Source organism: Nonomuraea fuscirosea (assembly GCF_003001935.1).
GTDB lineage: Bacteria > Actinomycetota > Actinomycetes > Streptosporangiales > Streptosporangiaceae > Nonomuraea > Nonomuraea fuscirosea.
Window position 1 is genome coordinate 81,148 of record NZ_PVNG01000016.1, and the last position, 25,614, is coordinate 106,761.

The following is a 25,614-nucleotide window of genomic DNA, read 5'->3' on the forward strand; positions in this document are numbered from 1 at the left end:
GGGCCGGGCTCACCCATCCGGACCGCAGCCCGGAGCACGAAGGAGATCGATGAGCTCAGCGCAGGCGTCCGCGCGGATGGCGGGCGTGACGGGAGACGCGGTGGTCCGGGTCGCGGGGCTGGCCGCGGCGGCTCTCGACGGGCTCCGTTCGCCGCGCCTGGCCGCCGCCCTCGACGACGTGCTGACGCGCCGTGACGGGCACCGAGCGGAGGGGCGCGCTCTCGCCGAGGCGCTGCACGGCGTGATCGGCGACCTGCCCAGAGACGGTGTACGCCCGCGCGTCGTCGGCCTGCGCCGGGCCCTGCACGCCGGGCGGCGGCCGGGCGCGGGGGAGTGGACGCCGGAGATCGCCGGGCGGCTGCCGGCTGAGGTGTCGCGCGGGATCGCGGGCTGGCTGGCCGACGCCGCCGCCCTCGCCGCCGCCGAGGACCGCCTGCCCCGGGTGCTCGCCGCCGAGCGGGAGTCCGGCCTGAACGCGCTGCTGAAGGCCGCGACGGACCCGGGGTTCCGGATCGCGCTCGGCGGTACGAGCCCCGTACTCGCGGCCGAACTGGAGAAATGGATCGCCGACCCGAGACGCACGCCCAGGACCGGCACCACGACGACGCTCGCGCGCTACCTGGCCCGCGCCGTGACCAAGACGAGCCCGCTCAGCACGTTCACCACCAGCGGCCCCGTGCTGTGGCGAGCCGGTGGTCCCGCCGTCGGGACGCGCCCGGTGGATCGGTCCGGCGCGTTCGAGCTGTCCTACTACCACATCCGCGAGAGCATCGCCGCCTTCGTGCTCGGCCATCCGGCCCTGTCCGGCCGGGCGCCGATCGCGCTCAACGCCTCCGCCCAGCGTCTGGGTGAGCAGGTCGTGTTCCTGCGCGGCTTCGGGATGCTCGGACTGCTCGGCGGCGAGCGCTACTGCGCCGTCCCCGCGCGGCCGTCCGTTCTCGCCTTGGTGGAGCTGCTGGGTGGGGAGCCCGAGGGACTGCCCCGCCACGTGCTCAGGGAACGTCTCACCGCAGGGGACGCGTCCTTGAACGAGGAGGTCGACGCCTTCCTCGACCACCTGCTCGACGCCGGCCTCCTCGTGCCCGGGCTGCCGGTCGCGTACCCGCACGAGGTGCTCGTCGGAGCCGCCGCATGGGCACGGCAAGGGATGGAAAGCGAGGCCCGGGCGTTGTCGGTCGCTTTGGAGCGGGCGGCCGCCGCGCTGGCGGTGCGTCCTGCGGTCGGCGATCCCGTCTCCTACCGGGCTCGCCGCGAGGCGGTGGTGAGCGGGCTGCGCGAGCTGGCCGGGTTCGCCGCGCCGGGTGACCCGCAGCACGCCATGTTCACCACGCTGACGACCGTGAACGTCCGTGACACGGCGGTGGCCGCGGAGCCGCCGGCCGTCTGCTCGGCACGCGCGTGGCGGCCGGTCGCCGGCGACCTGGACCTGATCCGCCGCTGGATCGCTCCCTTCGCGCCGCACCTGCCGGCCAGACTGGCCCTGACCGAGCTCTTCGGCGACCGGCTGCGTGAACGCGGCCCCCTTCCCGTGATCGCGTTCTACCGCGAGTACCAGCGGGCCGTGACGGCGGAGGACGAGATCGGCGCCGAGCTGCGCGGCAGCGTCGTCGCACCGTCGGCGCGGCATCCCGAGGACAGCGTGCTGGACCGGGTGCGCCGGCTGAGCGACGTGATGGCCGACGCCCTCGCGGCCCTCTCGCCCTACCCGCGCGACGCCGGCGAACCCGGCATGAGCGGACCTGGCACGATCGGACCCAGCACAACCGGACCAGGCACGAGCGAACCTGGCACGAGCGGACCCGTCACCGTGCCCGCGGAAGCCTTGCGAACGGCCATCGCGGCCTACCCGCCCTGGGTGCCCGAAGTGCGGTCCATCAGCGCCTACGTCCAGCCCGCCGGTGGTTTCGGCGTGGTCAACGCGCTGGGCGCCGGCTTCGGTTCCGTACGCGCCCGCCTCGACCATCTGACCGGCCGGCGGGGGACCGGCGTGGCGGACCCGGGCGCGGGGCCGATCTACGCGGCGTTCGGCAGCCGGTTCGGCATCTCGCTCAACGACCACCGCCGATGCCTCCCGTACCAGCTCGGCGGCACCCCCGGCCTGATCGGGCGCGACGGCGCCGCCCGGCTGCGGATCGAGGATCTCGTCGTCCGGCTCGACGGGGAGAGCGGCCTGCTCGGACTGGCGACGACCGGCGGGCGCGAGGTGCGCGTCGTGCACACCGGGGCGGCCGCGCGGGAGTTCCTGCCGCCGTTCTCGCTGCTGCTGACGGTGCTGTCAGGCGACGTGCCGCCGCTCACGATCCTGCCACCGCCGCACCCCTCCCGCGCCGCGCCGCGCGATCGGCGCCGCGACTGGCCCCGCCTGGTCGTCGGCTCGCTCGTGGCCGGACGGGCGCAGACCAGGTTCCCCGCCGGCGACGTGCCGCTGCCCAGGCAGGGGGAGGAGGAGAGCCGGTTCCTGCTCCGGCTCGCGGAGTGGCGGCGGGCCGAGGGGATCCCCCGCCGGTGCTTCTTCCGTACCCGTCCAGAACCGGAGAGCGTGGCCGAGCGCCTGACCACGTCCCCGGCATCGTGGACCCAGACCCAGGAGAAGTGGCACAAACCCATGTATCTCGACTTCGGCAGCTGGCTGCTCGTACGCGGGTTCGCCGCGGCCCTGCGCCGGCCCGGCACGGCGCTGGTGACGTTCGAGGAGGCGCTGCCCGACCCGTCCGCCGCGCAGAGCGGCGATCACCACGTCGCCGAGCTGGTCCTGGACGTCACCGCCGGTTCGCCGCTCTGAGCCGGTCGTCCAGCGTCTCCACGCCGCTCTCGTGCGCGATCGAGCGGAACAGCTCGCGCGCCTCCTCCCAGACGGCCCCGGCCGCGCGGCGGTCCCCGGCGGCGGCGTGGGCGTCGCCGAGTGAGCGCAGCGTGCGCGCCAGGTAGGGGATGGAGCCGCGGGTCCGCCACACCCGCACCGAGCGTTCGAGGGTGGCGATGGCGGCGGGCACGTCCCCTTCGGCCAGGTCGAGCTGCCCGAGCACGCTGAGCGCGTCGGCGAGGTAGTGGCCGAAGTTGCCGTCCTCACTGTAGGACAGCGTGAGCTCGGCGGTCGCCCTGGCCCGCGGGTCCCCGATCGCGGCGAGCAGCTTGGCGAGGTAGAGCAGCGAGAACGTCTCCAGATAGCGGTAGTTCAGCCGGCGCGCCATGGCCAGGGAGCTCTCCAGCAGTTCGCGGCCGCCCTCGGCGTCGCCGCAGAACGCCTTCGCCGCGCCGAGGAACTGGGTGACCGTCGTGGTGTAGTGCGGGTTGCCCAGCGCCTCGGCGACCTTCGCCGCCTCCTGCAGGACCGCGTGCGCCGCCTGTGGATCGTCCTCGCCGTGGATGATCGCCATCACGTGGTAGGCCCGCGCCTGGCCGCCGAGGTAGCCGGCGTCGGCGGCCGTGCGCAGGGCACGCCCGGCCAGGGCGAGCGCCTCCGCGCCGCCGTTCCCGTCGGCCGTCATGCTCCACGCCAGGGTCGCCAGGGCGTCGGCCATGCCGACCGGATCGTTCAGCGTGGTGAACAGGTCGAGCAGCTCCGTCGCGCCGGCCCGCATCCGCCGCATCGCCGGGCCTGGGCCCGCCGGGGAGTTCCACGTGGTGACCTCCAGCAGGCCGCGCATCAGCACGGCCTCGCCGCGCTGGTCGCCGGTGCGCCGGCAGAGCGCGAGCGCCTGCTCGTGCATGCGCTGCCAGCCGTCGTACAGGCCGCGCACGTTCAGGTACGTCTCGGTGGAACCGGCGAGATCCCAGGCGAACTCCGGCAGGCCCGCCTCGCACGCCTGCGCGACCGCCGTCATCAGCGCGGCGTGCTCCGCGCCGAACCAGGCCATCGGATCGGCCAGCAGCGGCCCGGCGACCCCGGCGGGCAGCCGCCAGCGCGGCGCGGGACCGTGCATGAGCGCGTGACACGGGCCGGGAACGTGCTCCGCCGCGGACTCCGCCAGCGCGAGCCACGCGCCCAGGGCCCGCCGGAGCGCGGCCAGGCGCTCGGTCTCCGGGTCCTCGCGTTGTGCCCGTTCGCGCGCGTACAACCGGATCAGGTCGTGGAAGCGGTACCGGAGCCCGCCGGTCTCGTCCGGGCCGGTGAGGGTGAGCAGGTGGGCGTCGACCAGGATCTCGATCTCGCGTTCCGCCTGACGTACCGGCACGTCCAGCAGAGCCGCCACCGTCCAGGAGGCGAAGTCGGGCGCGTCGAGCAGGCCCGCCAGCCGGAAGGCGCGCTGCGCGCCGGGCCGAAGCGTCTGGTAGCTCATCTCGAATCCGGCCCGGATGTCGAGGTCGCCCGCCACGAGCTCGTCCAGCCGGTGCCGCTCCTCGCCCAGGACGCCGGCGAGATGGGACAGGCTCCACTGCCTCCTGCCGAGCAGCCTGGCCGCCGAGATGCGCACCGCCAGCGGGACCCGCCCGCACAGCCGGGTGATCTCCAGCGCCGCGTCCGGGTCGTCCTGGACGCGTTCGTCGCCGACGATCCGGCCCAGCAGCGCCATGGCCTGCGCCGACGGCAGGACGTCCAGCTCCAGCAGGCTCGCGCCCTCCAGACCGACCAGCCGGACCCGCCCGGTGAGCAGCACGGCCGTGCCGGGAGCTCCGGGCAGGAGCGGCCGCACCTGCTCCTCACCGGCGACGTTGTCGAGCAGGACGAGGATCCTGCGCCCGGCCAGGCTGCTCCGGTAGAGCGCCACGCGCTCTTCCAGCGAGTCGGGGATGGAGGTGGTGCTGACGCCCAGGGCGAACAGGAACCGGCTGAGCACGTCCTCGGGGCGGGCGGGATCGGCGGAGGCGCCGCGCAGGTCGGCGTAGAGCTGGCCGTGCGGGAAACGGCCCATGATCCGGTGCGCGACGTGCACGGCCAGCGTGGTCTTGCCCAGGCCGCCCAGGCCCGCGATGCTCGCCATGGCGACGGTGCCGGGCCGCGGTCTGGTGAGGGCCGCGGTGAGATCGGCCACCTCGCGGTCTCTGCCGGTGAAGTCCGCGATGTCCGGGGGTAACTCGGCGGGCACGGGCGCCCCCGGGTCATCCGCCGGGCGTGCGGCGAGGTAACGGTGAGCCGGCTTCGCCGGCGGGCGCCGGGTCTCCCCGGCCGTCGCCGCGGCGCGGGGCACGAGGTCGAGCGAGGGGTCCTGGGTGAGGATCCGCTGGTGCAGCTCGTGCAGCTCCTCGACGGGATCCAGGCCGGTCTCCGCGATCAGCGTCCTGCGGGCGCGCGCGTACTCGGCGAGCGCGTCCGCCCGCCGGCCGCAGCGGTACAGCGCCAGCATCAGCTGCGCGCGCAGCCGCTCCCGCAGCGGGTACGCGTCGATGAGCGCGGTCAGCTCGCCCAGCAGCTCGGCGTGGCGGCCCAGCCGCAGATCCACGGCGATCCGCGACTGCAGCGCCGACAGGCGGACCTCGTCCAGCCGCGCCGCCTCCGCGGCCAGCATCGGGACATCGGTCAGGCCGGAGAACGCGGGCCCGCGCCAGAGCTCCAGCGCCTCGCGCAGGCGGTGGGTCGCCTGCTCCGGCTCACCGGCGTCCTCCGCCGCCCGCCCGGACCCGGCCAGAGCCTCGAACCTCGCCGCGTCCAGCTCGTCCCGGACCGGCGGCACCAGATATCCGGAGCCCTGCCGTACGATCCGCGCCGGGTCACCCAGCCGGCGCCGCAGCCGGTGCACGTACGTCTGCACGTTCTTGGTGGCGCTCCTCGGCGGGTCGTCCCCCCACAGCGCCCCGGCCAGCTGATCGTCGGAGACGATCGTGCCCGCCCGGCACAGCAGCACCGCCAGCAGCACCCGCGCCTTGGGCGTGCCGAGATCGAGCTGCTCACCCTCGCGCCACACGGTCAGGGGACCCAGTATTCCGAACTCCATCGCGCTCCCTCGGCTGGACGCACTGTAAAACCTAAGCGGCCAGTTTGGGTGATCCAGGCGGTGAAGAAACGATTGCAAACTTCTTTCACTCCGGGTCGACCCCAGCGGTCAGCTCAGTCGCTCGCCGGCCGGGGTGAGCGGCCGGCCCGGCCAGGAGACGCGGCACCGCTACCGGTGGCCGGCCTCGCTGGAGAGCGGCTGACGCCGCAGGCGGGAGAGCATGGTCTCGGCGGGTCTGCCGAGCACCTGCTCCAGGTCCGGCGTCTGCTGCTCCAGGGCGCCGGCTCGCACCTGCGCGTTGAGCCGGCTCATGGGGCCGGGAGCGGTGTCCGGCACTTCGCGGTACGGCACGCCGAGCGCCTCGGCCACCTCCGGATGGCTCCACAGCGGGCCGGTGAAGTCGTAGGCCCGCCCCAGATGGCCGTCGCCGGTCAGGACGTTGACCGCCGCCTCGGCCAGGTCGGAGCGGAAGGCGGTGTTCAGGCCCCGGCCCCCGGCGCTGCCGGTCAGCTCGCCGCCGGAGATCTCCGGGATGAACGCGTCGCCGTAGAAGGGGTGACGCAGGATCGTGTACGGCAGCCCGCTGCGCAGGATGGCCCGCTCCGTGGCGTGGTGGGCCTCCGTCATCCCGGTGGCGACCGTGCCCGCGTTCAGGAAACTGGTGTAGACGACGGCGCCGACGCCCACCTGTGCGGCGGCGGAGAGCGCGGCCAGGTGGTGGCCGATCCGGCGGGCGGGGTCGAGCTCCGGGGAGGAGATCAGGAGCAGGCGCGTGGCGCCGTCGAAGGCTTCGCGGAGACTCGCCGGGTCGTCGTAGTCGCCCCGCCTGACGGTGACGCCCGCGGGCGCGCGTCCTGGGTCTCGTACCGCGGTCACCACCTCCGTCCGGGTACGCAGCCGGTCGATGACGAGGTGGCCGAGCGCACCTGACGCGGCCGAGACAACGATCATGGAACTCCTTCGGTGGCAGACGGCTCATAGTGAAGCGCCCGCGGGCGGCCGGAGGCCACTCGTTTTCCGCCCGGTCCGGCGGTGAGCCTCCCGGAGCCCGGAGGCCGATGAGGTGGCCCGCCGGGTTCTTGGCAAAGCCTGGTGGCGGCCTCACTATCGATGGCGGGTGTCGAGGCGAGGGAGGTCTCGATGGGGTACCCGGCATCGCCGGCGGGGGAGATCCGGCAGTTCGGTGGCTTCTGGCTGGGCCGGCGCCTCGGCGCGGGCGGGCAGGGCGTCGTCTATGAGGCGTACGACGCCGCGGGGGAGCGGGTGGCGGTCAAGCTGCTCCGGCTGGATCGCGCGCACAGCGCCGGCGCGCGGGCCCGGTTCGCCAAGGAGGTCGCCGCGGCCGAGCGGGTGGCGGGTTTCTGCACCGCCCGGGTGATCGCGGCCGACGTCGCCGCCGCCGAGCCGTACATCGTCAGCGAGTACGTCGACGGCCCCAGCCTGCGCCGGGCGATCGCCGAGCGCGGCCCTCTCGACCAGGCGCAGCTGCACCGGCTCGGCACCGGGATCGTGACCGCGCTCACCGCCATCCACATGGCCGAGGTCGTGCACCGCGACCTGAAGCCGGAGAACGTCGTCCTGGGCACCGACGGCCCCCGGGTGATCGACTTCGGCATCGCCAGGTTCGACGGGGCCACGCTCACCGACGAGGGACTGTGGCCGGCCGGCACCCCGGCCTACATGTCCCCCGAGCGGCTGCGCGGCGAACCGGCCGGGTACGCGGCCGACATCTGGGCCTGGGGCGCGGTGCTGCTGTTCGCGGCGACCGGCCGGCCGCCGTTCGTGGCGGAGACGGCGCAGGCGGTCTACCACCTGGTGCTGACCCGCCCGCCGGACTTCTCCGTACTGGACGGGACCATCCGGTACCTGGTCGAGGCGGCGATGCGGCCCGACCCGGCCGAGCGGCCGACGGCCAAGTCGCTGCTGCTGAGCCTGGTCGGCGGCAAGGGCGAGACCCGGCTGCTGCTCAGCCAGGGCAGCCGCGCCGCCGGGCGGATGCCCCGGCCGCGGGTGACCAGGACCCCGGCCGACCGGCCGCTGGGGGAGGTGGCCGAGACCGTCTACACCCGGCTGGACCCCGCCGACAGGGAGGTCGTTCCCGCCGTCGTGCTGCGCATGGTGCTGCCCGGCGACGACGCCGACGGCACGCTGCGCCGGGCGTACACCGTCGAGCTGCTGGACGGCACCCTGGACTCCGCGCGGGTGCGGCGGGTGATCGACGGGTTCGCCGGCGAGGACCTGCTGTCCGGCGACGGCGAGATGGTGACGCTGGCCAGCGCCGCGTTGCTCCGTGCCTGGCCGCGGCTGCGGGAGTGGATCGACGCCGACCGGCCGGGCCTGCGCCTGCACAGCCTGCTGAGCCAGGCGGCCCGGACGTGGGAGGCGTCCGGACGCGATCCGGCCGACCTGTACCGGGGCACCGCGCTGCGCGCCGCGCAGGAGTGGGCCGGGAGCGGGCCCCGGGTGCGGGTGAACCGGCTCGAACGGCGTTTCCTGACCGAGTCGGCCGCACACGAGCGGCGCGCGGAGCGGCGTCGCCGGCGGGTCAGGGCGGCGCTGGCCGCCCTGGCGGCGCTGAGCGCCGCCACCACCCTGATCCTGATCCAGCGGGGCGCGGCCGACACCGGGCGGCGCGAGCTGGCCGCCTCCAGGAAGGCGGCGGAGACGGCCGAGCTGCTGCGCGCGCGGGACCCGGTCAAGGCGCTGCTGCTGAGCGTGGCCGCCTGGCGGCTGGCCCCCGCGGAGCCGGCCGCGGCCGGCGCGCTCTACGGTTCGCTGGCCCAGCGGGAGTCGCGCGTGTTGGTCCCGCCCGCCGGCCCCGGCGAGGCGCGTTTCGACCTCAGCACGGACGGAACGACCCTGGCGCTGGTACGCGGTGGGACGGTGTCGCGGTGGGACGTGCGGGGCGGGCACCGGCTGCGCGGCCCGGCGGTCGACGTGGGCGAGGGGATCACGGCGATCGCGCTGAGCCCGGACGCGACCACGCTGGCCGTCGCGGGCAGGCGATCGGTCCGGCTGTGGGACCTGCGGACCGGCCGGGCGATCGGCACGGGGTTCGGCTCCGGCGGTGCCGAACGGCTGTCCTTCAACGCCGGCGGCAACGTGCTGGTCGTCATGGACGCCCCGGACGGCGGGCGGGCCTGGGACCTGGCCGGCCTTCCCGGCACGCCGCCCCGGCCGGTGTGGACGAGCACCGATCCCGGCTTGCGGGCCATCGCCGTCTCGCCCGACGGCTCCGCGGCGACCATGGCGTACGAGGACCGGCCGTACGAGATGGTGGATCGCGGAGGCGCGCCGCTACCGCCGCCCGGGGGAGCACGACCGGTCACGGGCGACGTCGCCGCCTACTCGCCCGACGGCACCACACTCGCGGTGGGCACGCGCGACACCGTCCGGCTGTGGGACCTCACCACCACCACCTGGGCCGGACCGGCCTTCGAGGGCGCCACGGCACACGCCGTCACGCTCAGCCCGGACGGCGAACACGTGGCCACGCTCGACGACTCGGGCGTCACGTTGTGGCGGCGCGACGGCACCAGGCTGCTGACCCGCGCCGCCCGCGAAGCCGTCGGCGAGCCCCGCTTCGACGCGTCGGCGCGCACCCTGAGCTACCGCCACGGCGACGGCACCGTGACCAGGCTCGACGTCGCCGCACTCACCTCCGCCCGGCCGATCGTGCCGCGCGCCGGGAGCGGCGCGATCGACGCGCGGGCCCGCGTCGCCTTCGTGCGGGACCGCACCGTCACGCTCGCGGGGCCGGATGCGCCGCCGCGGCGGCTGGACGTCCGGGGCGGCGGGCGGGTGGCGGCCTTCAGCCAGGACGGCACCATGCTGGCGACGACCGGAGCGGACCCGGCCCGGGTGACCGTCTGGGACGTGGCCACCGGCACCCGGAAGCGGACGTTCACCCTGCGCCGGCCCCTGGAGGCCATCGGCCTGGCCTTCAGCCCGGACGGCGGGACGCTGGCCGTCTCCCCGCACAGCGGCGGCCAGGCCGAGCGGGTGCGGCTGTGGGACCTGCGCCGCGACGGGGCCCCGGTGGAGACGCTCGGCCTGCGGGGCGGTCCGCGGATGGAGTTCAGCAGGGACGGCCGCCTCCTGGCGGTCAACGGCACCGGGCACAACGGTGTCGCGGAGCTGACCAGCCCGCGCCGGTACCGGAACCAGTTGTTCGGCACCGGCGGCGACGGCGGCCGTCCTCTCGCCCTCGACCCCGCCGGCCGGTTCATCGCCGCCGGCGGTCCTGGCGCGGGCGTCGACCTGTGGGACGCCGCCGGGTTCACCCGGCTGCGCACCCTGCGCGTGGACGACGAGCAGGAGCAGCTCTCCCTGGCCGCCTTCGCCCCGAAGGGCGGGATCCTGGCCGCCGCGGGGACCAGCGGGCGGGTCTGGCTGTGGCGCCCGGCCGGTGAGCGTCCGCTGGGAGTTCCCGTTCCGCTGCACGCCGGTCCGGTGCTGGCCCTCGCCTTCACCGACGACGGCCGTACGCTGCGCAGCCTGGGCGCCGACGGCGTGGTGCACAGCCTGCCCGTGGATCCGGCGCCGGCCGCGGCCGACGTCTGCCGCCGGATCGGCGGGGCGACGCTCACCGAGGAGGAATGGACGCGAATCCTCCCTGGAGTGGATTACCGAGAGATCTGCTGACACCGAAGGAGCACCACCATGTCCCCAGCGCCGAATGACCCGCTGTCCCCGGCATCCCCGCCGACCGACGAGACCGGAGCGGCCGACGCCACCGGGGCCGACGCGACCGGGGCCGATGCGACTGGAGCGGCCGACGAGACCGGACCGGCCGAGGTGATCGAACCGATCGATCCGATCGTCCAGGAGATCGAGGTCGTGCCTCCGGTCGTCGTCCTCGGCGGCCAGAGCGTCAAGGTCGAGTTCCAGGTGTACCTGACCGAGCCCGCCGCCGTCCGGGCCGGCCTGCTGGGCCCCGACGGCCAGGCGACGGACCTGGCGCTGCAGCCCCGCGACGACTCCGACGGCGCCGCCGCCGACTCGGTCTGGTCCGGGGCCCGGGTGTTCCAGCCCGACGCCCTCACCGGGCGGTGGCGGCTGGTGATCGAGCTGGGCGGCAACCAGGTCGAGCAGGAGTTCCAGGTCCGCCGGGACTGGCTGCGGGCGCCGGTCCGGATCACCACGAACCTGTCCAGCGGCGGCATCGACCTGGGCGAGGCGATCGAGGTGACCGGGACGGTCGAGCGAGAGGTGAAGCACGTCTGGGAGCCGTTCGGCCACCAGATCGTCTCGTTGAACTACCTGACGGACGTACGGGGCGAGTCCTACTCGCTCGGCCAGGTCGACACCGGCGCGGACGGGCGCTTCTCGGCACTGGTCGAGCCGATCGCCAGCGGGCTGCTCTGGGCCGAGCTGGAACTGACCGCCCAGCCCGGCCCCGGCACCCGGAGCGTCGCCGCGCACATCACCGTCAACGACCCCGACATCGGCGGGGACCGGGCCTACTACAGGAGCCGTACGTTCCGGTGGCCGGGGGACGGCTGGCTGCGGCACACCGTGGAGATCGAAGTCGGCCCGGAGGGCAGCGCGGCCCGGCGCAAGGCCACCGGACGGATCGCCGTCTACCACTCGAAGGGCAAGACCAAGCCGAGGCCGGGCGATCCCGGCACGTACGCGCCGATCCGCAACAGCCAGGACGGAAAGGGCGGAGACACCGGCGGAGGCCGCTACAGCGTGCAGACCCGCCGTCCGGGACGCGGCTTCTACTGGCGGATCGTCTACTACGACACGGCCAACCGCCGGCGCAACGCGAGCAGCTGGATGAAGGACCCCACCTGAGAGGTCTCGTTCGGGACGAGGGGCGTCTAGCAGCGCTGTCTTATATAAGTGGATGCTGGTATTGTCCATGTTCGTGCACGCGTTCGACATCCTCGGCGGCCCGGTGCGGCGGCGCATTGCGCACGGACGAGACCGATCCATCAGCGAAGGGACACGACTTGAAGGACATCTTGGATGAACTGGCCACCGCACGCCGAGCGATGGGCAAGGGCAGCGTGCCCGCAGGTGACGCGTACACCATCGAGCTGCGGCGTCGATACGCGGCGCGGATCGACGACGTCTGGGACGCCCTGACCAGCCCCGATCGGCTGCAGCGCTGGTTGCAACCGGTCACCGGGGACCTGCGGCCAGGCGGGAGGTTCGAGCTGGACGGTGGCGAGCACGGCGAGATCCTCCGGTGCGAGCCCCCGCGGCTGCTCAAGGTGTCCTGGCTCTACGGGCCGGAGGCCGACGCCTGGCCGGGCACGAGCGAGGTGGAAGTGCGCCTGGCCCCGTGCCCGACCGGCGGCACCGAGTTCGAGCTGATCCACGCGGCGGTCGTCGAGGAGCCCCTCTTCCCGACCTACGGCCCCGGTGCCGGCGGCGTCGGCTGGGACCTGCGTCTCCTCGCCCTGGCCCAGCTGCTGGCCGGTGGCGAGATCGCCGACCACGAGGCGGTCCAGAAGTCGCCCGAAGGGCGCGAGTTCATCAGGCGCAGCGCCGCGGCCTGGGGCGATGCTCACCTGGCCGCCGGCGGCGAACCGGAGCACGTCGCGGCCGCGGTCGAGGCCACCACCACGTTCTACGCACCCGACCCGAACTGACGAGATCGAAAGTTTTACGACGACTCCTGTGGCCCGGGCGGGGGATCGGACAGTGCCGGATCGAGGATGAAGCTCATCCCGCCGACCACCAGCCCGTCGATCAGGGTGCGCAGGCGGATGACCGCGTCCGGTCCGGCCGCCGTGACATCGCCGGCCGTGAAGTTCCCGCCCGGGTGCACGACGAGGGTGACCTCCCGGCCGGCACGGGGCTCCAGGCGATGGGTCGTGCCGGCGGCGAGGGTGAGGTCCCAGCCGCGCCGGCGCAGGAAGGCAGGCAGGTCCGTCTGGACGGTGACGTCCGCGCCGCGTGGCCAGGGGTTGTGCACCCGCAGGCCGCGGCCGTGCAGGCTCCGCGTGAGGCCGCTCGCCCCGCCGCCACCCGCGACGGGCGTCATGCCGCGCTGGGCGATGTTGTTGTCGAACGGCACGAGCCGGTGCAGCGGGATCGGCCCCTTCGCGGACGCGAGCGAGGTGGCCGGATCGTTGCCGGCCCGGTCCCCCGGTGCGCTCACGCACATCAGCAGGCAGTCGTGCCCGGCGGTGGGCGTCCAGGCGAACGGGCCGGCGATCACGCTTCCCCCTGGGACGATCGGGCCCGGCACGGTGATCGACGGCGTGTCCATCGGCTTCCAGTCGTCCGGCCAGACGAGTCCGGCCGACGGGCCGCAGTGGAACCCGCGGACGGTGACGTTCCGGGCGTCGCCGGTGCCGCGGTTCCCGACTCGTACGTAGGCGTGGTTCACGGCGCCGGCCACGGGCGTCTGGTGGATGCCCGCCCCGTCCGCGGCCCGCCGGTTCCAGATGTCGGTGCTCTCCCAGAAGTCTCCCTGGTACGTGTACTCGCCCTGCCGGCCGTCGTCGATGAAGACGTCGACCGCGCGGGGGACACCGGGATCGTTGCTCGGCAGGACCGTGCCGGGGGCCTTGTAGAGCCCGCGCCGCTCGAAGCTCCACCGGATGACCTTGCGCAGCCCGCCGGGCAGCCCCTCGTAGGCGGCCGGAGCGGCGTCGGCCACCATCATCGCCTTGGCGTAGGCGTCGGCCCGGGACACGGTCGTGTACGCCGCGGTCGGCAACGCGGCGATGCCGCCGATGATCAGATAGGCGGCGTACCGGGACGCCCACGTCTGGACGCGCACGTCCGGGGAGGCGCCGCCGATCGAGCAGTAGAGGGAGAACAGGGTCGCCGACAGGATCTGCTCGCTGCCGTAGCCGGAGACGACGTCACGGTCGCCGTCCCAGGCCCACCCGTCCTCCAGCTTTCTGAGGGGCCCGCCGTGGTGGCGCTCCGTCCTCGTCCACGGGAACGTCCGGTGCCGGTCCGGCGCCCTCGATCCCGGGTCGTACAGCACCGCCGCGAGCGCGTCGCCAGGACTGTGCGCGAACGTCAGGTTCGCCGCGTGCACGGCGTCCCACAGCAGCGCGTGGCAGAACTCGTGCGCGACGACGCGGGCGTCGTCGGCCAGGCTGACCCCCGTCTTCGCCGACCGGCCGAAGACGAACCGCTCCAGCCCGGCGCCGCCCAGCCTGCCCAGCGCGTACGCGTTGTCCTCGTCCTGGACGGCGCGATGGTCGACCGGGACCGGCTCCTTGCCGATCGTCTCGTCGAACAGCTTGCCGAGCACGAAGCCCAGCTCCTGGACCAGGCGGAACAGCCGGTCGACATGGTAGTAGGCGTTGACGGCGGCGAACTCCTGGCTGTCGACGGGATACCGGAAGGTGCCGCTGGTCGTGGACGGTGGCGGGCCGTGCGGCGGCTCGCTGTCGACGATCTGCACGAACTCGCCGCGGAGCGTCTGCGGATCGGTGGGTTGGAGACCCCGGAGCTCCTCCAACGCGCAGCGGGCGTCGAGCTCCCCGGCCACGCCCTTCAGCTCTCCGCCGGTGGTCACGGGGTCACGAGGGTAGACGTACCCATGGACGGCGGCGATCGCGGCCCGCAGGTACAGCACCCCTCCGGTCGTCACGTCGACGAACGCCCGCCAGCGTACGGGCCCGGCGCCCGGGACGGGCCAGGTGAACAGCACCTCGCGGACGACGTAGTGCCGGCCCGCCACGACGGTGTCGGAAAGCGCGCGCAACGGGAGCACCGGCACCCCGCCCGCGGTGCCGTCGGGGGCCGGACCGGCTTCGGGATCGAAGCGGGCGGCCGGGTCGTAGCGGTGCACGAGCAGCCGGCTTCCGCCGATCTCCGGCAGTGGGTCGGACGGCTGCGGGTCCGCCAGCAGGCCGAGCAGCCAGGCGAGGTCCTTGTCCGGGATCGGCAGCAGATGGCGGGCATGGTCGTCCGGGCTCTCGACGTCCACCTCCAGGTGGACGCTGCTCTGCGAGGCGACCACCCGTAACGGATCAGGAAGCAGCGACACGCTCAGACCGGCCTCCCAGATCGGCAGCGACAGAACCGTCTGCACGAACGAGACGGTCGTCACCTGGGTGATCGACTTCTTCTCGGCGAAGCGAAGCAGGGCCGGTTCAGGAACGGGCCCGTCGCCCACGGGCGTCCAGAGGTCGGTGAGCATCGAGCCGGGAATGCCGTAGACGGCCGCCACGTCGTTCGCGTACCGGGCCGCGACCCGGAGCGGGTCGCGCTCGCCGAGGTCGAAGTAGGGCCGCTCCAGGTGCTCCAGCCCGCGTACGATCCCGTGCTCGTCGTATTCCACCTCGACGCCGGGTTCCAGCTCGAAAGCCACCTTGTCCACCAACCTTCGCGGTGACGCGGGCGAGCAGCGCCACCTCATCGGCCGGGCCCCTGCCCCAGTTGTACATCGCTCTCGTCCCGGCGTCATGCGGCGTTCCCTCGCGGGACAGGGAGGTGAGGCCCTCGTGAAGCCGCGCGCGACGCGCATGAGCCGGGAAGACGAGGGCAGGCGTCCAGGATCCGAATGATCGGCCGGGAGGACGTATGTCGCGGGTGGACAGGATCGCGGAGCCCTGGGGGACGCGGACGCCGTATGGTCCGGGGGAGCCGTGGCCGGTCCGGGTGGACTCCTTCCTGCGTGAGGGAGTCCGCGAGGAGGACGTGGACCGCTGGGTGCGGAGCGCGTCGATCCTGCACAGCAACGGCGACGCCCTGGACATCGCGGTCAAGGACGAACGCGTCGTCGGAGTACGGGGGCGGGCGGAGGACCGGGTGAACCACGGCCGGCTGGGGCCGAAGGACCTGTACGGCTGGCAGGCCAACCACTCGCCGGACCGGTTGACGCGGCCCCTGGTACGCGAGGGCGGCCGGTTGGCCGAGGCCGGCTGGGACACCGCGATGGACCTGGTCGCGAGCCGGGCGAAGGAACTGCTGGACGAGCAGGGGCCCAGCGCGATCGGCTTCTACACCTCCGGCCAGCTGTTCCTGGAGGAGTACTACACCCTCGCCCTCATCGCGCACGGCGGCATCGGCACCAACCACGTCGACGGCAACACGCGGTTGTGCACGGCGACGGCGGCGGCCGCGCTCAAGGAGTCGTTCGCCTGCGACGGCCAGCCCGGCTCCTACACCGACCTCGACCACGCCGACGTCATCGCCCTGTACGGCCACAACATGGCCGAGACCCAGACCGTGCTGTGGACGCGCGTCCTCGACCGGCTCGCCGGGCCGAACCCGCCCGCGGTGATCTGCGTCGACCCCCGCGAGACGCCGGTCGCCCGCGCCGCCACCGTGCACCTGGCGAACCGTCCCGGCACCAACGTCGCCCTGATGAACGGCCTGCTGCACGAGATCATCGAGCACGGCTGGATCGACGAGCGGTATCTGAGCGACCACGTGGTCGGGTTCGAGGAGCTGGAGCGGAGGGTCGGGGAGTATCCGGTGGAACGGGTCGCGAAGATCTGCGACGTCCCCGTGGACGCGCTCCGCGAGGCCGCCCGGCTGATCGGCACGGCGCGACGCCTGATGTCCACCGTGCTGCAGGGCTTCTACCAGGCGCACCAGGCGACGGCCGCCGCGGTCCAGGTCAACAACATCCACCTGGTCCGCGGCATGCTCGGCCGGCCAGGATGCGGCGTCCTGCAGATGAACGGCCAGCCCACCGCGCAGAACACGCGCGAATGCGGCGCCGACGGCGACCTGCCGGGCTTTCGCAACTGGTCGAACGACGCGCACATCCAGGAACTGGCCGGGATCTGGAACGTCGACACCCTGGACATCCCGCACTACTCGCCGCCGACCCACGCGATGCAGATGTTCCGCTACATGGAGGAGGGCTCCATCCGCTTCCTCTACGTGAGCGGCACCAACCCGGCGGTGTCGCTCCCCGAATTGCGCCGCATCCGTTCGATCCTGGGCCAGGACCGGCTGTTCGTCGTGGTGCAGGACATCTTCCTGTCCGAGACCGCGCAGCTGGCCGACGTGGTCCTGCCCGCGGCGACCTGGGGGGAGAAGACCGGGACGTTCACGAACGTGGACCGTACGGTGCACCTGTCGGAGAAGGCGGTGGAACCGCCGGGGGAGGCCCGCCCGGACCTCGACATCTTTCTCGACTTCGCCCACCGGCTGGGCCTGAAGGACCGCGACGGCGCACCGCTGGTGAAGTGGAGCGACCCGGAGGGCGCGTTCGAGGGCTGGAAGGAGTGTTCGCGAGGGCGGCCATGCGACTACAGCGGCCTGTCCTACGACAAACTGCGCGAACACGGCGGTATCCAGTGGCCCTGCGATGAGGAGCACCCTGACGGAACCGAGCGGATCTACGCCGATGGCGCGTTCTGGAGCGCCCCGCAGGTCTGCGAGAGCTACGGCCGCGACATGATCACCGGCGCGCCGCTGTCTCCCACCGAGTACCGGGCGCTCAACCCCGAGGGCAAGGCGGTGATCAAGGCGGCCGAGTTCTTCCCGCCGCACGAGCCGCCCGGCGAGGACTTCCCGTTCTGGCTCACCACCGGGCGTACGCTGTACCACTTCCACACCCGGACCAAGACCGCCAGGGCGCCGCAACTGCGGCGGGCGGCTCCGGAGGTGTGGGTGGAGATGTCGGAGGGCGACGCCGAGTCGCGGGACCTGGGCGAGGGCGATCTGCTGGAGATCGCGACGGTGCGGGGGAGCGTACGGGCCCGGCTGCGCGTGTCGGGCATCCGGGACGGCGTGCTCTTCCTGCCGTTCCACTACGGATACTGGGACGAGCCGGGCGGGCACGGCCCCGGAGACGGTCCTGGGCGGGCGGCGAACGAGCTGACCATCACCGACTGGGACCCGGTGTCCAAACAGCCGATCTTCAAGACCGCGGCCGCGCGGGTCGCGCTGCTGGAGCGGGCCGGCCGCGTGCCGTCGAAGGCGCCTACGACCACCGCGTCCAGGCCCGTCGCGCCGTCGGCGGTTCCGGCGACGGCGGGCGGAAGCGCCGCCGAGGCCGATGAGCGGATACCACCGGCGGGGGCCGGCGAGCGGATACCACCGGCGGGGGACGGCGAGCGGAGACTGCCGGCGGAGGGCGTGTCATGAAACTCGATCTGGTGATCCGTGAGCTGCACCGCTCGGAGAACGAGCTGGCCCATGTCCTGCTCCGCCTGTCGGAACGGCACAAGGCCGACCATGAGACGTACCACGTCGCCCGTGACCTGGTCCGGTGGTGCCACGACCACGTCCGCGAGCTGGCCAGGATCGGCGCGGACTACGGGCTCGACCTCGACCCGGCACCCGCCGGCGACTCCACCGTCATGGAACGGATCAGGGAGAAGGCGGCGGAGTGGCTCGGCCGCCGCTCCGAGCCCTCGCTGCTCATGCTGGCCGACTTCCGGCACCTGTACCGCGTCGCCTCCGGGGTCTCCCTCGACTGGGAGCTGCTGGCCCAGGCCGCGCAGGGGGCGAGGCAGCGGGAACTGCTCGAACTCGCCGAGCGCTGCCATCCGGAGACCCTGCGGCAGACGCGCTGGGCGAACGCGCGGCTGAAGGAGTCGGCGACCCAGGCCCTGGTCAGCTGAGAGACCGTTCGCACGCCGATGGGCCGGCGGCTCCGGCCCGCATCCTCCGCGCATGCCCCGGCGCGTCCGAGCGGCGTTGACCGGAAGGCGCGGAGCGGCTTACCGTGGCGTCTAGCAAACCGATTTGCACAGCCTCCGAGAGAGGGCCTGAGCGCCCACCATGCCCGGCGATCCGAGCGCTCCCCGGACCCCCGACTACCGAAAGGTGCCCAGTTGAGCAAGCTGCGCGTCGGCGTCATCGGGCTGGGCGAGGTCGCCCAGGTCATCCACCTGCCCGTGCTCGAGTCGCTGCCCGGCCGCTACGAGATCGCCGCGATCTGCGACCTCTCGCCGGGCCTGCTGGAGCGCGTCGGCGACCGTCACCGCGTCGGGCGCCGCTACTCCGACCACCGCGAGATGATCGCCGACGGCGGGCTCGACTGTGTGATCGTGCTGAACAGCGACGAATACCACGCCGACTGTACGATCGCGGCACTCGACGCGGGCCTCGACGTGCTGGTCGAGAAGCCGATGTGCCTCAGCCCCCGCGAGGCCCGGGAGATCATCGCGGCCCGCGACCGGTCCGGCAGGACGGTGATGGTCGCCTACATGCGGCGTTTCGCACCGGCGTTCACCGAGGCGGTCGCGAAGCTGCCCGAACTCGGCCCGATCCGTTACGCCCGCGTCCACGACGTGATCGGCGAGAACCGGCTGATCGTCGACCAGACGTCCTACGTCGACCGCCCGGACGACGTCCCCCAGGAGGCCGTGGACGAGAAGTGGGCGCGCAGGTCGGCGCTGGTGAAGGAGGCGCTGGGCGACGTCCCCCAGGAGCTGGAGTGGACGTACGGGCTGCTCTGCGGCCTCGGCAGTCACGACCTGTCCGCCATGCGGGAGCTGCTCGGACGCCCGAAGGAGGTCTCGGCGGCGAAGATGTGGCGCGCCGGCGGCTACGTCGTCGCCCTGCTCGACTACGGCGACTTCGTCGTCACCTACGAGACCGGCGTGGACCAGCAGTTGCGCTACGACACCTACATCGAGGTGTACGGCGCCAGCGGCACCATGAAGGTCGAGTACGACACGCCGTACGTCCGCCACTTCCCGACCACGCTGCACCTGGAGCTGACCGACGGCGACTCCTACGTGCGTTCCGTGCGGCGGCCCCACCTCAAGGACCCCTACACCTACGAGCTGGAGCACTTCCACGACGTCGTCACCACGGGCGGCACGCCCAAGACGACCCCGGAGGACTACCTCCAGGACATGGAGCTCTTCGTCGACATCATCCGGGCCCTGGACAAACGCTGACCGACCACCCCAGAAAGGCGCCACCGCGATGACCGAGACCCTGACCGACGCCGACGTGGCGTTCTTCCGCGAGCACGGCTACCTGCTGCCGGGCCGCCCGCTGCTGCCGGAGGCCCGCCTCTCCTGGCTGGAGCAGATCTTCAACGAGCATCTCAGGGACAAGGGCGACAAACTCTCCGACGAGCTCGACACGCCGCACTACCGCGACGAACGGCTGCTGGACCTGCTGCTCTCCGACGAGGTGCTCGACTGGATCGAGCCGCTGATCGGCCCCGACATCGCCCTCTGGTCGAGTCACTTCATCTCGAAGGACCCCTTCACCGGCCGGGCCACGCCGTGGCACGAGGACAGCGCGTTCTGGGAGGGACGGTTCGACGACTACGACCACATCGTCACGATCTGGCTCGCCCTGGAAGACGGCTCGTCCGAGGAGAACGGCTGCATGAGGGTCATCCCCGGCTCCCACCTGAACGGCGGCTTCTCCGACGGCTACCGGCCGACCGACATGACCGAGCAGACCTTCCACGCCGAGCTCGCCGGGGTGGACGAGTCGAAGGCCGTCTCCTTCGAGCTGCGCCGCGGCGAGTTCTCGATGCACGACGGCCGGATCGTGCACGGCGCCAGGGCCAACACCAGCGCCAGGCGCCGCACCGGCTACACCATGCGGTACTTCCCGAGCTCGGTGAAGATGCGCGACGTCCCGCAGAACGAGGGCTGGAGGATCTGGCTGGCCCGCGGGCGTGACCTGGCCGGCAACGACTACGCGAACGCGCCGGCCGGCGCATGAGGCTGGGGCTGCTGACCGCCTGCCTGCCGGGCGAGCCGCTGGAGGAGATCGCCCGCTGGGCCGGCGCGCACGGGTACGCCGCCCTGGAGGTCGCGGCCTGGCCCAGGCGGCCGGGACGCGACTGGGAGGCCGGGCATCTGAACGTCGAGGACTTCGGGCCGGCTGAGGCCGAAAGGGTCAACGCGCTGCTCGACCGGCACGGCCTGAGCATGTCGGCGGTCGCGTACTACGAGAACAACCTGCACCAGGACCCCGAGGTGCGGGCGGCGACGCACGCGCACCTGCGCCGGTGCGTCGACGCCGCCCAGCTGCTCGGCGTCGGCCTGGTCGGCACGTTCGTCGGCCGCGACGTGACGCTCACGACGGCGGAGAACCTGCGGCTGGCCGAACGGGTGCTGCCGCCGCTGGCCGAGTACGCCGCCGCCCGCGGCGTCCGCCTCGTGATCGAGAACTGCCCGATGGAGGGCTGGCATCCCGACGGCTACCCGGCCAACCTCGCCTACTCGCCCGAGCTGTGGGGCTGGATGGCCGAGCTCGGGCTGTGGCTCAACTACGACCCCTCGCACCTGGTCTGGCTCGGCATCGACCCGATCGCGGCGATCGAGGCGCACGCGGAACGGATCCTGCACGTCCAGGCCAAGGACGTCGAGGTGCACCCCGACGCGCGCAACCGGTACGGGGTCTTCGGGCAGGTGCTCGACCGGCGGCCCTGGGAGAGCGGCTGGTGGCGTTACCGCGTCCCCGGCCACGGCGAGGTCGACTGGCCGCGGCTGATCGACGCGCTGCGCGGGAACGGGTACGACGGCGTCGTCTCCGTAGAACACGAGGACCCGGTCTGGAGCGGCGACCCCGGCCGCGTCCGCCAGGGCCTGGCCATCGCCCAGGCCGTCCTCGCCCCGCACATCCGCACCTGACCGCGCCGCACGTCCGCACCTGACCGCACGTCCGCACCTGATCGGCCTCGCACGACCGCACCTGCTCGATCCACCTGCTCGATCCACCTGCTCGACCCACCTGATCGGCCCGCACCTGATCGACCCGCCAGGAGGCTCGTCCCATGCACCGCGGTGTCTACTTCGACGCCTGGTTCCCCCGCCAGCACTGCTACCACCCGAGCCTTCCGCCGCGCCGCCTGCGCATGGTGGACGACCTGGTCGACTACCACGCCACCGTGCTGGTGTGGGCGGCCATGGGCGGCGGCTCGCTGGCCCTGCCGTACCTCGAACAGGAGGCGTTCGGCCCGGTCGACGCCCGCTCCCGCTTCTACGGCTTCGTCAACGACAGCGAGTTCATCGCCGCCTGCCACGAGCGCGGCATCAAGGTGCTCGGCATCGTGTTCGAGGCCCAGGGCTGGGAGTTCCCGGTCGAGCTGACCGACGCGGAGGACGCCGTCCTCGCCCTGAACGAGCTGCGCGGCGCGGGCAAGCGCGACTGGATGGGGCTGCGCGAGTTCTCCGCCAACCGCTACCCGAAGCTCTGGAAGCCGGTGGAGCACTACTTCCCCGGCGGGCTGGTCAACTCCGACGGCGAGCCGGTCACCGACCTGATCGAGGAGTGCGTGGCCCGCGACATCCACGGCCGGCCCTGCCACGCGCACTGGGTGGAATGCCCTGATCGCGAACATCAGTGCTTCTACATGGACCGCAACAACCCCGTCTGGCGCGAGTACCTCAAGGCCGTGATCAGGATCCAGATCGACGCCGGCGTCGACGGCATCCAGCTGGACGAGGCCGAGCTGCCGATGGGCGCGTTCCAGTACGGCGCCTGCTTCTGCAAGGACTGCATGAAGGGCTTCCGCGCCTACCTCCAGGAGCGCAGGCCCGCGAACGCGCTGCTCGACGGCGTCGACCTGGAGACGTTCCACTACGGCGACTGGCTGCTCGCCCAGGGCCACGACTTCAAGACCGGCCGCGCGTCGGCGCCGCTGTTCGGCGACTACTACGCCTTCCAGTGCCGGTCGATCAAGAAGTACTTCGCCGAGCTCGCCGATTTCGCCCGCGCGTACGGCAGGTCGCGCGGCCGCGAGATCATCGTCTCGGGCAACTTCTTCAACCTCGAACCGATGTACCTCGCCCTCGCCGACGACGTGGACCTGATCATCACGGAGATGCGGAACACGACCTACCGCCAGCCCGAGTGGTACCGGTACGTCGCCGCGTTCGCCGGCGGCAAGGACGTCGTCGTGGTCGAGAACCCGTACGGCGGCGTCGTCCCCGAGCTGATCGGCCTGCTCGGGAAGGGTAAGGGCCACGACCTGTTCCGGCTGTCGTCGTTCGAGGCGGCGGCGATGGGTGCGAACATGTCGGTGCCCTACGGCTCCTGGATGGGCAGCGTCATCGAGGACTCCTTCTACGCCCCCCACGAGCTGGCGAGCGAGATCCAGGCGTTCCTGGCCGGCCACGAATGGCTGTTCGCGCGCAGGACCGCCAACGAGGTCGCGGTCGTCTTCAGCGTCGAGAGCACGCGCGAGCTGATCGGCAAGGCGGACGTCAGCGACAACACCAGCAACGCGCGCGACGAGTCGGTGGTGGTGCCGTACCGCGTCGTGACCAGGACGCTGTCGGACGCCGCGGTGCCGTACGACGTGGTCATCTGGCCGGACGGCGTCACCGCTCCCGACCGGTCCGGCGCCGAGGCGCTGCTGCGCTACTCGACCGTGATCCTGCCCGACGTGCACGCGCTGACCGCGAGCCAGGCCGCCGCCGTCGAGGGGTACCTCGCGGCCGGCGGGACGGTCGTCGTCACCGACCGGGCGGCTAGCTCACTCCCGCCGCACCCGGGCGTCCGCACCGCCCGCCACGACGTGCTCGGCGAACTGCTCCCGCACGGCAGGCAGGTCGGGACCACCGCGCAGGTCGCCGCGAACCTCCAGCACCTCGCCGACGGCTCCTACGCGCTGCACCTGGTCAACTACGACTACGACCGCGACGCCGACGCTGTACGAGCCCTCACCGGGGTGCCGCTCCGCGTGCGGCTGCCCGAGGCCAGGAGACAGGCGACCATGGTCGCGAGCGACGGCACGCGGACGCCGCTGACGCCGGCCCGCGAGGACGACGCGCACGTCGTACGGCTTGACTCGCTGGGCGTGTACACGATCGTGGTCTTCCACGACGGGGAGCTGCCGTGAGGATCGCGGCGCTGCGCGGGCGCGAGACCTTCGAGATCGAGCACGCTCCGGTCCCGGCGATCGGTCCCGGCGAGGTGCTGATCCGCGTCGTGGCCTCGGGCGTGTGCGCGTCGGAGCTGGAGACCTGGCAGACGGGGCCGCCACCAGGGGAGGCCCGCTACCCGGGCCACGAGGTCAGCGGCGTGGTCGCCGCGGCCGGCGCGGAGGTCACGGAGCCGGCGGTCGGTGACCGGGTCGGCGTCTGGGTCACCGAACGCGGCTTCGCGGAGTACGTCGCGGTGCGCGCGGCGTACTGCTTCCCGGCCGGCGACGGCCCCCTCGACGAGGCGCTCGCCGAGCCGATCGCCTGCTCGCTCAACGCCGTCGAGGCCGCCGCCGCCCGCCTCGGCGACGACGTGGTCGTCATCGGGGCCGGCTTCATGGGCAACCTGGTGCAGCGGCTCTCCGCCCTGCGCGGCCCCCGGCAGCTGATCGTGGCCGACGCCCGCGCCGACGCGCTGGAACGCGCCGCGCGGCTCGGCGCGACCCGCACCGTGGACGTGACGAAGGAGTCGCTGCCCGACGTCGTACGCTCTCTCACCGGCGGGCGCGGCGCCGACGTCACCTTCGAGTGCACCGGCACCCAGCCCGCGCTCACGGCGTGCGGCGACGTCACCCGGATGAGCGGCACGATCGCGATCGTCGGCTTCCACCAGGGCGCCGACCGCACAGTTCCGCTCTCCTACTGGAACTGGATGGCCTTCACGATCGTCAACGCCCACTTCCGCGACGTCGGGGTGATCATGCGCGGCATGGAGACCGGGATGCGGCTGCTGTCCGGCGGCGTGCTGTCGATGGACGGCCTGGTCAGCCACCGCTTCCCGCTGGAGGAGATCAACGCCGCCTTCGTCACCCTGCGCGACAAGCCCGAGGGGTTCGTGAAGGCGGTGGTGACGTTCCCGGAGGCGTGACGCCCGGCGGGTCAGGCGGTGCCGCGTTCGACCAGCTGGCAGGGCAGCACGACCGTCCGCCCGGCCCCGGTGTAGCGGCCGGACGTCCGGCTCATCAGCAGGTCGCCCGCCGTGCCGCCGGCCTCGTAGGCCGGGTTGCGCACGGTGGTCAGCTGCGGCGTCACGATCGTGGCGGCGTCGACGTCGTCGAAGCCGACGATGGCCACGTCGTCAGGGACGGACAGGCCCAGCTCGTGGGCCACGTCGAGCGCGCCGATCGCCATCAGGTCGTTGGCGCAGAAGACGGCGTCGGGCCGGTCCTTGAGCGCCATCAGCGTCCGCATGGCCGTGTAGCCGCCCTTGCGGGTCCAGTCGCCGCGCACCATGCGCTCGCCCGGGACCTTCAGCTTCGCGGCCTGCATCGCCGAACGGAAGCCCGCCGTGCGCGTCATGCCGTAGTGCGGCGGCCCCTGGATCATCGCGATGCGCCGGTAGCCGCGCGCGGCCAGCAGCGCGCCGGCGGCGCGGGAGCCGGTCTCGTCGTCGGGGATGACCGCGTCGCACAGCGGATGGTCGAGCTGGCCGCCGACGCAGACGATGGGGGTCTGCTGCTCGACCTGCCCGAACTCGACCTGCGAGGCGGTCTCGCCGGAGGCGAAGACGATGCCGTCGACGCCGCGGTCGAGGGCGTCCTGGAAGAACTTGCGCTCCCGTTCGTGCTGGCCGTCGGTGTTGCACACGTACGTGCCGACGCCGGCGGCGTCCACGGCGTCGGCCAGGCCCCGGGTGAGCACGGCGTAGAACGGGTTGGTGATGTCGGGGACGACGACCGCGATCATGTGCGATCGCCTGGTCCGCAGGTTGCGGGCGACGATGTTGGGCCGGTAGCCGAGCTCGCGGATGGCCGCCAGCACGGTGCCCCGGGTGGCCGCGCCGACCGCGCGTTTGCCGGACAACACGTGGGAGACGGTCGTGGGGCTCACCCCCGCGTGGCTGGCGACCTGCGCGATTGTCACACGAGAGTGTTGATTCGACGCGCTCTCGCTCCTGGACATGGCGGTATCTTACTGGGAATCCTGCGGCAAAACGATTTGACGGGTCGGTC

At 73.0% G+C, this 25,614-nt stretch carries 15 protein-coding genes; 11 read left to right on the top strand and 4 right to left on the bottom strand.

Annotated features, from left to right (window positions below; translation table 11 throughout):
- Nucleotides 1-49: 49 nt before the first annotated feature.
- Entirely contained in the window at nt 50-2,782 is a 2,733-nt protein-coding gene (locus tag B0I32_RS33340) for a lantibiotic dehydratase family protein (RefSeq protein WP_146178401.1), read from the top strand.
- On the opposite strand, the gene B0I32_RS33345 is transcribed toward B0I32_RS33340, so the two are convergent.
- Together B0I32_RS33345 and B0I32_RS33350 are read right to left on the bottom strand one after the other, a co-directional pair.
- Nucleotides 2,760-5,873: an AfsR/SARP family transcriptional regulator gene (locus B0I32_RS33345; protein ID WP_106246574.1), complete on the bottom strand. Its 3,114-nt coding sequence runs from the start codon at nt 5,871-5,873 to the stop codon at nt 2,760-2,762. The genes B0I32_RS33340 and B0I32_RS33345 overlap by 23 nt on opposite strands.
- Before the next feature lie 168 nt (nt 5,874-6,041).
- Entirely contained in the window at nt 6,042-6,824 is a 783-nt protein-coding gene (locus B0I32_RS33350; RefSeq protein ID WP_106246576.1) for an NAD(P)H-binding protein, read from the bottom strand.
- A 189-nt stretch (nt 6,825-7,013) separates the two neighbouring features.
- Here B0I32_RS33350 and B0I32_RS33355 point away from each other — a divergent pair, with 189 nt between their 5' ends.
- From B0I32_RS33355 to B0I32_RS33365, 3 genes are all read left to right on the top strand, one after another.
- Nucleotides 7,014-10,517: a WD40 repeat domain-containing serine/threonine protein kinase gene (locus B0I32_RS33355; protein ID WP_181308048.1), complete on the top strand. Its 3,504-nt coding sequence runs from the start codon at nt 7,014-7,016 to the stop codon at nt 10,515-10,517.
- Nucleotides 10,518-10,535: 18 nt separating this feature from the next.
- Nucleotides 10,536-11,672 carry a hypothetical protein gene (locus tag B0I32_RS33360; RefSeq protein WP_106246579.1) on the top strand — a complete coding sequence of 379 codons (1,137 nt, stop codon included), beginning with the start codon at nt 10,536-10,538 and terminating at the stop codon, nt 11,670-11,672.
- A gap of 158 nt (nt 11,673-11,830) precedes the next feature.
- The gene (locus tag B0I32_RS33365) at nt 11,831-12,475 is read left to right on the top strand and encodes an SRPBCC domain-containing protein (protein ID WP_245956187.1); all 645 of its coding nucleotides are present in this window, start codon (nt 11,831-11,833) and stop codon (nt 12,473-12,475) included.
- Nucleotides 12,476-12,489: 14 nt separating this feature from the next.
- Here B0I32_RS33365 and B0I32_RS33370 read toward each other — a convergent pair whose 3' ends face one another.
- Nucleotides 12,490-15,165, bottom strand: a complete 2,676-nt coding sequence (locus B0I32_RS33370; protein ID WP_146178403.1) for a hypothetical protein — start codon at nt 15,163-15,165, stop codon at nt 12,490-12,492.
- Nucleotides 15,166-15,377: 212 nt separating this feature from the next.
- Between B0I32_RS33370 and B0I32_RS33375 the strand changes: the two genes are divergently transcribed.
- The 7 genes from B0I32_RS33375 to B0I32_RS33405 all read left to right on the top strand — a co-directional run bounded on the left by B0I32_RS33375 (nt 15,378) and on the right by B0I32_RS33405 (nt 24,530).
- Nucleotides 15,378-17,900, top strand: coding sequence for a molybdopterin oxidoreductase family protein (locus tag B0I32_RS33375; RefSeq protein ID WP_106246582.1), 2,523 nt, complete (start codon nt 15,378-15,380; stop codon nt 17,898-17,900).
- The gene (locus B0I32_RS33380) at nt 17,897-18,379 is read left to right on the top strand and encodes a hypothetical protein (protein WP_106246584.1); all 483 of its coding nucleotides are present in this window, start codon (nt 17,897-17,899) and stop codon (nt 18,377-18,379) included. Before B0I32_RS33375 ends, B0I32_RS33380 begins: the two co-directional genes overlap by 4 nt.
- Nucleotides 18,380-18,592: 213 nt before the next feature.
- Entirely contained in the window at nt 18,593-19,666 is a 1,074-nt protein-coding gene (locus B0I32_RS33385; protein WP_219912127.1) for a Gfo/Idh/MocA family protein, read from the top strand.
- A 28-nt stretch (nt 19,667-19,694) separates the two neighbouring features.
- Nucleotides 19,695-20,453, top strand: coding sequence for a phytanoyl-CoA dioxygenase family protein (locus B0I32_RS33390; RefSeq protein ID WP_106246587.1), 759 nt, complete (start codon nt 19,695-19,697; stop codon nt 20,451-20,453).
- Nucleotides 20,450-21,367, top strand: a complete 918-nt coding sequence (locus tag B0I32_RS33395) for a sugar phosphate isomerase/epimerase family protein (protein ID WP_106246589.1) — start codon at nt 20,450-20,452, stop codon at nt 21,365-21,367. Before B0I32_RS33390 ends, B0I32_RS33395 begins: the two co-directional genes overlap by 4 nt.
- A gap of 143 nt (nt 21,368-21,510) precedes the next feature.
- A complete protein-coding gene (locus B0I32_RS33400) occupies nt 21,511-23,580 on the top strand; it encodes a type 1 glutamine amidotransferase family protein (protein ID WP_106246590.1) in 2,070 nt (689 codons plus the stop codon).
- Nucleotides 23,577-24,530 carry a zinc-binding dehydrogenase gene (locus B0I32_RS33405; RefSeq protein WP_106246592.1) on the top strand — a complete coding sequence of 318 codons (954 nt, stop codon included), beginning with the start codon at nt 23,577-23,579 and terminating at the stop codon, nt 24,528-24,530. Before B0I32_RS33400 ends, B0I32_RS33405 begins: the two co-directional genes overlap by 4 nt.
- Nucleotides 24,531-24,541: 11 nt before the next feature.
- Here the strand turns inward: B0I32_RS33405 and B0I32_RS33410 are convergent, their stop codons facing one another.
- Nucleotides 24,542-25,525, bottom strand: a complete 984-nt coding sequence (locus tag B0I32_RS33410; RefSeq protein WP_181308049.1) for a LacI family DNA-binding transcriptional regulator — start codon at nt 25,523-25,525, stop codon at nt 24,542-24,544.
- Nucleotides 25,526-25,614 lie beyond the last annotated feature (89 nt).

Excerpts from the sequence above, each read along its gene's own strand:
- B0I32_RS33340 (WP_146178401.1), top strand. The coding sequence starts at position 50 with ATGAGCTCAGCGCAGGCGTCCGCGCGGATGGCGGGCGTGACGGGAGAC.
- B0I32_RS33345 (WP_106246574.1), bottom strand. The coding sequence starts at position 5,873 with ATGGAGTTCGGAATACTGGGTCCCCTGACCGTGTGGCGCGAGGGTGAG.
- B0I32_RS33350 (WP_106246576.1), bottom strand. The coding sequence starts at position 6,824 with ATGATCGTTGTCTCGGCCGCGTCAGGTGCGCTCGGCCACCTCGTCATC.
- B0I32_RS33355 (WP_181308048.1), top strand. The coding sequence starts at position 7,014 with ATGGGGTACCCGGCATCGCCGGCGGGGGAGATCCGGCAGTTCGGTGGC.
- B0I32_RS33360 (WP_106246579.1), top strand. The coding sequence starts at position 10,536 with ATGTCCCCAGCGCCGAATGACCCGCTGTCCCCGGCATCCCCGCCGACC.
- B0I32_RS33375 (WP_106246582.1), top strand. The coding sequence starts at position 15,378 with ATGTCGCGGGTGGACAGGATCGCGGAGCCCTGGGGGACGCGGACGCCG.
- B0I32_RS33380 (WP_106246584.1), top strand. The coding sequence starts at position 17,897 with ATGAAACTCGATCTGGTGATCCGTGAGCTGCACCGCTCGGAGAACGAG.
- B0I32_RS33390 (WP_106246587.1), top strand. The coding sequence starts at position 19,695 with ATGACCGAGACCCTGACCGACGCCGACGTGGCGTTCTTCCGCGAGCAC.
- B0I32_RS33395 (WP_106246589.1), top strand. The coding sequence starts at position 20,450 with ATGAGGCTGGGGCTGCTGACCGCCTGCCTGCCGGGCGAGCCGCTGGAG.
- B0I32_RS33400 (WP_106246590.1), top strand. The coding sequence starts at position 21,511 with ATGCACCGCGGTGTCTACTTCGACGCCTGGTTCCCCCGCCAGCACTGC.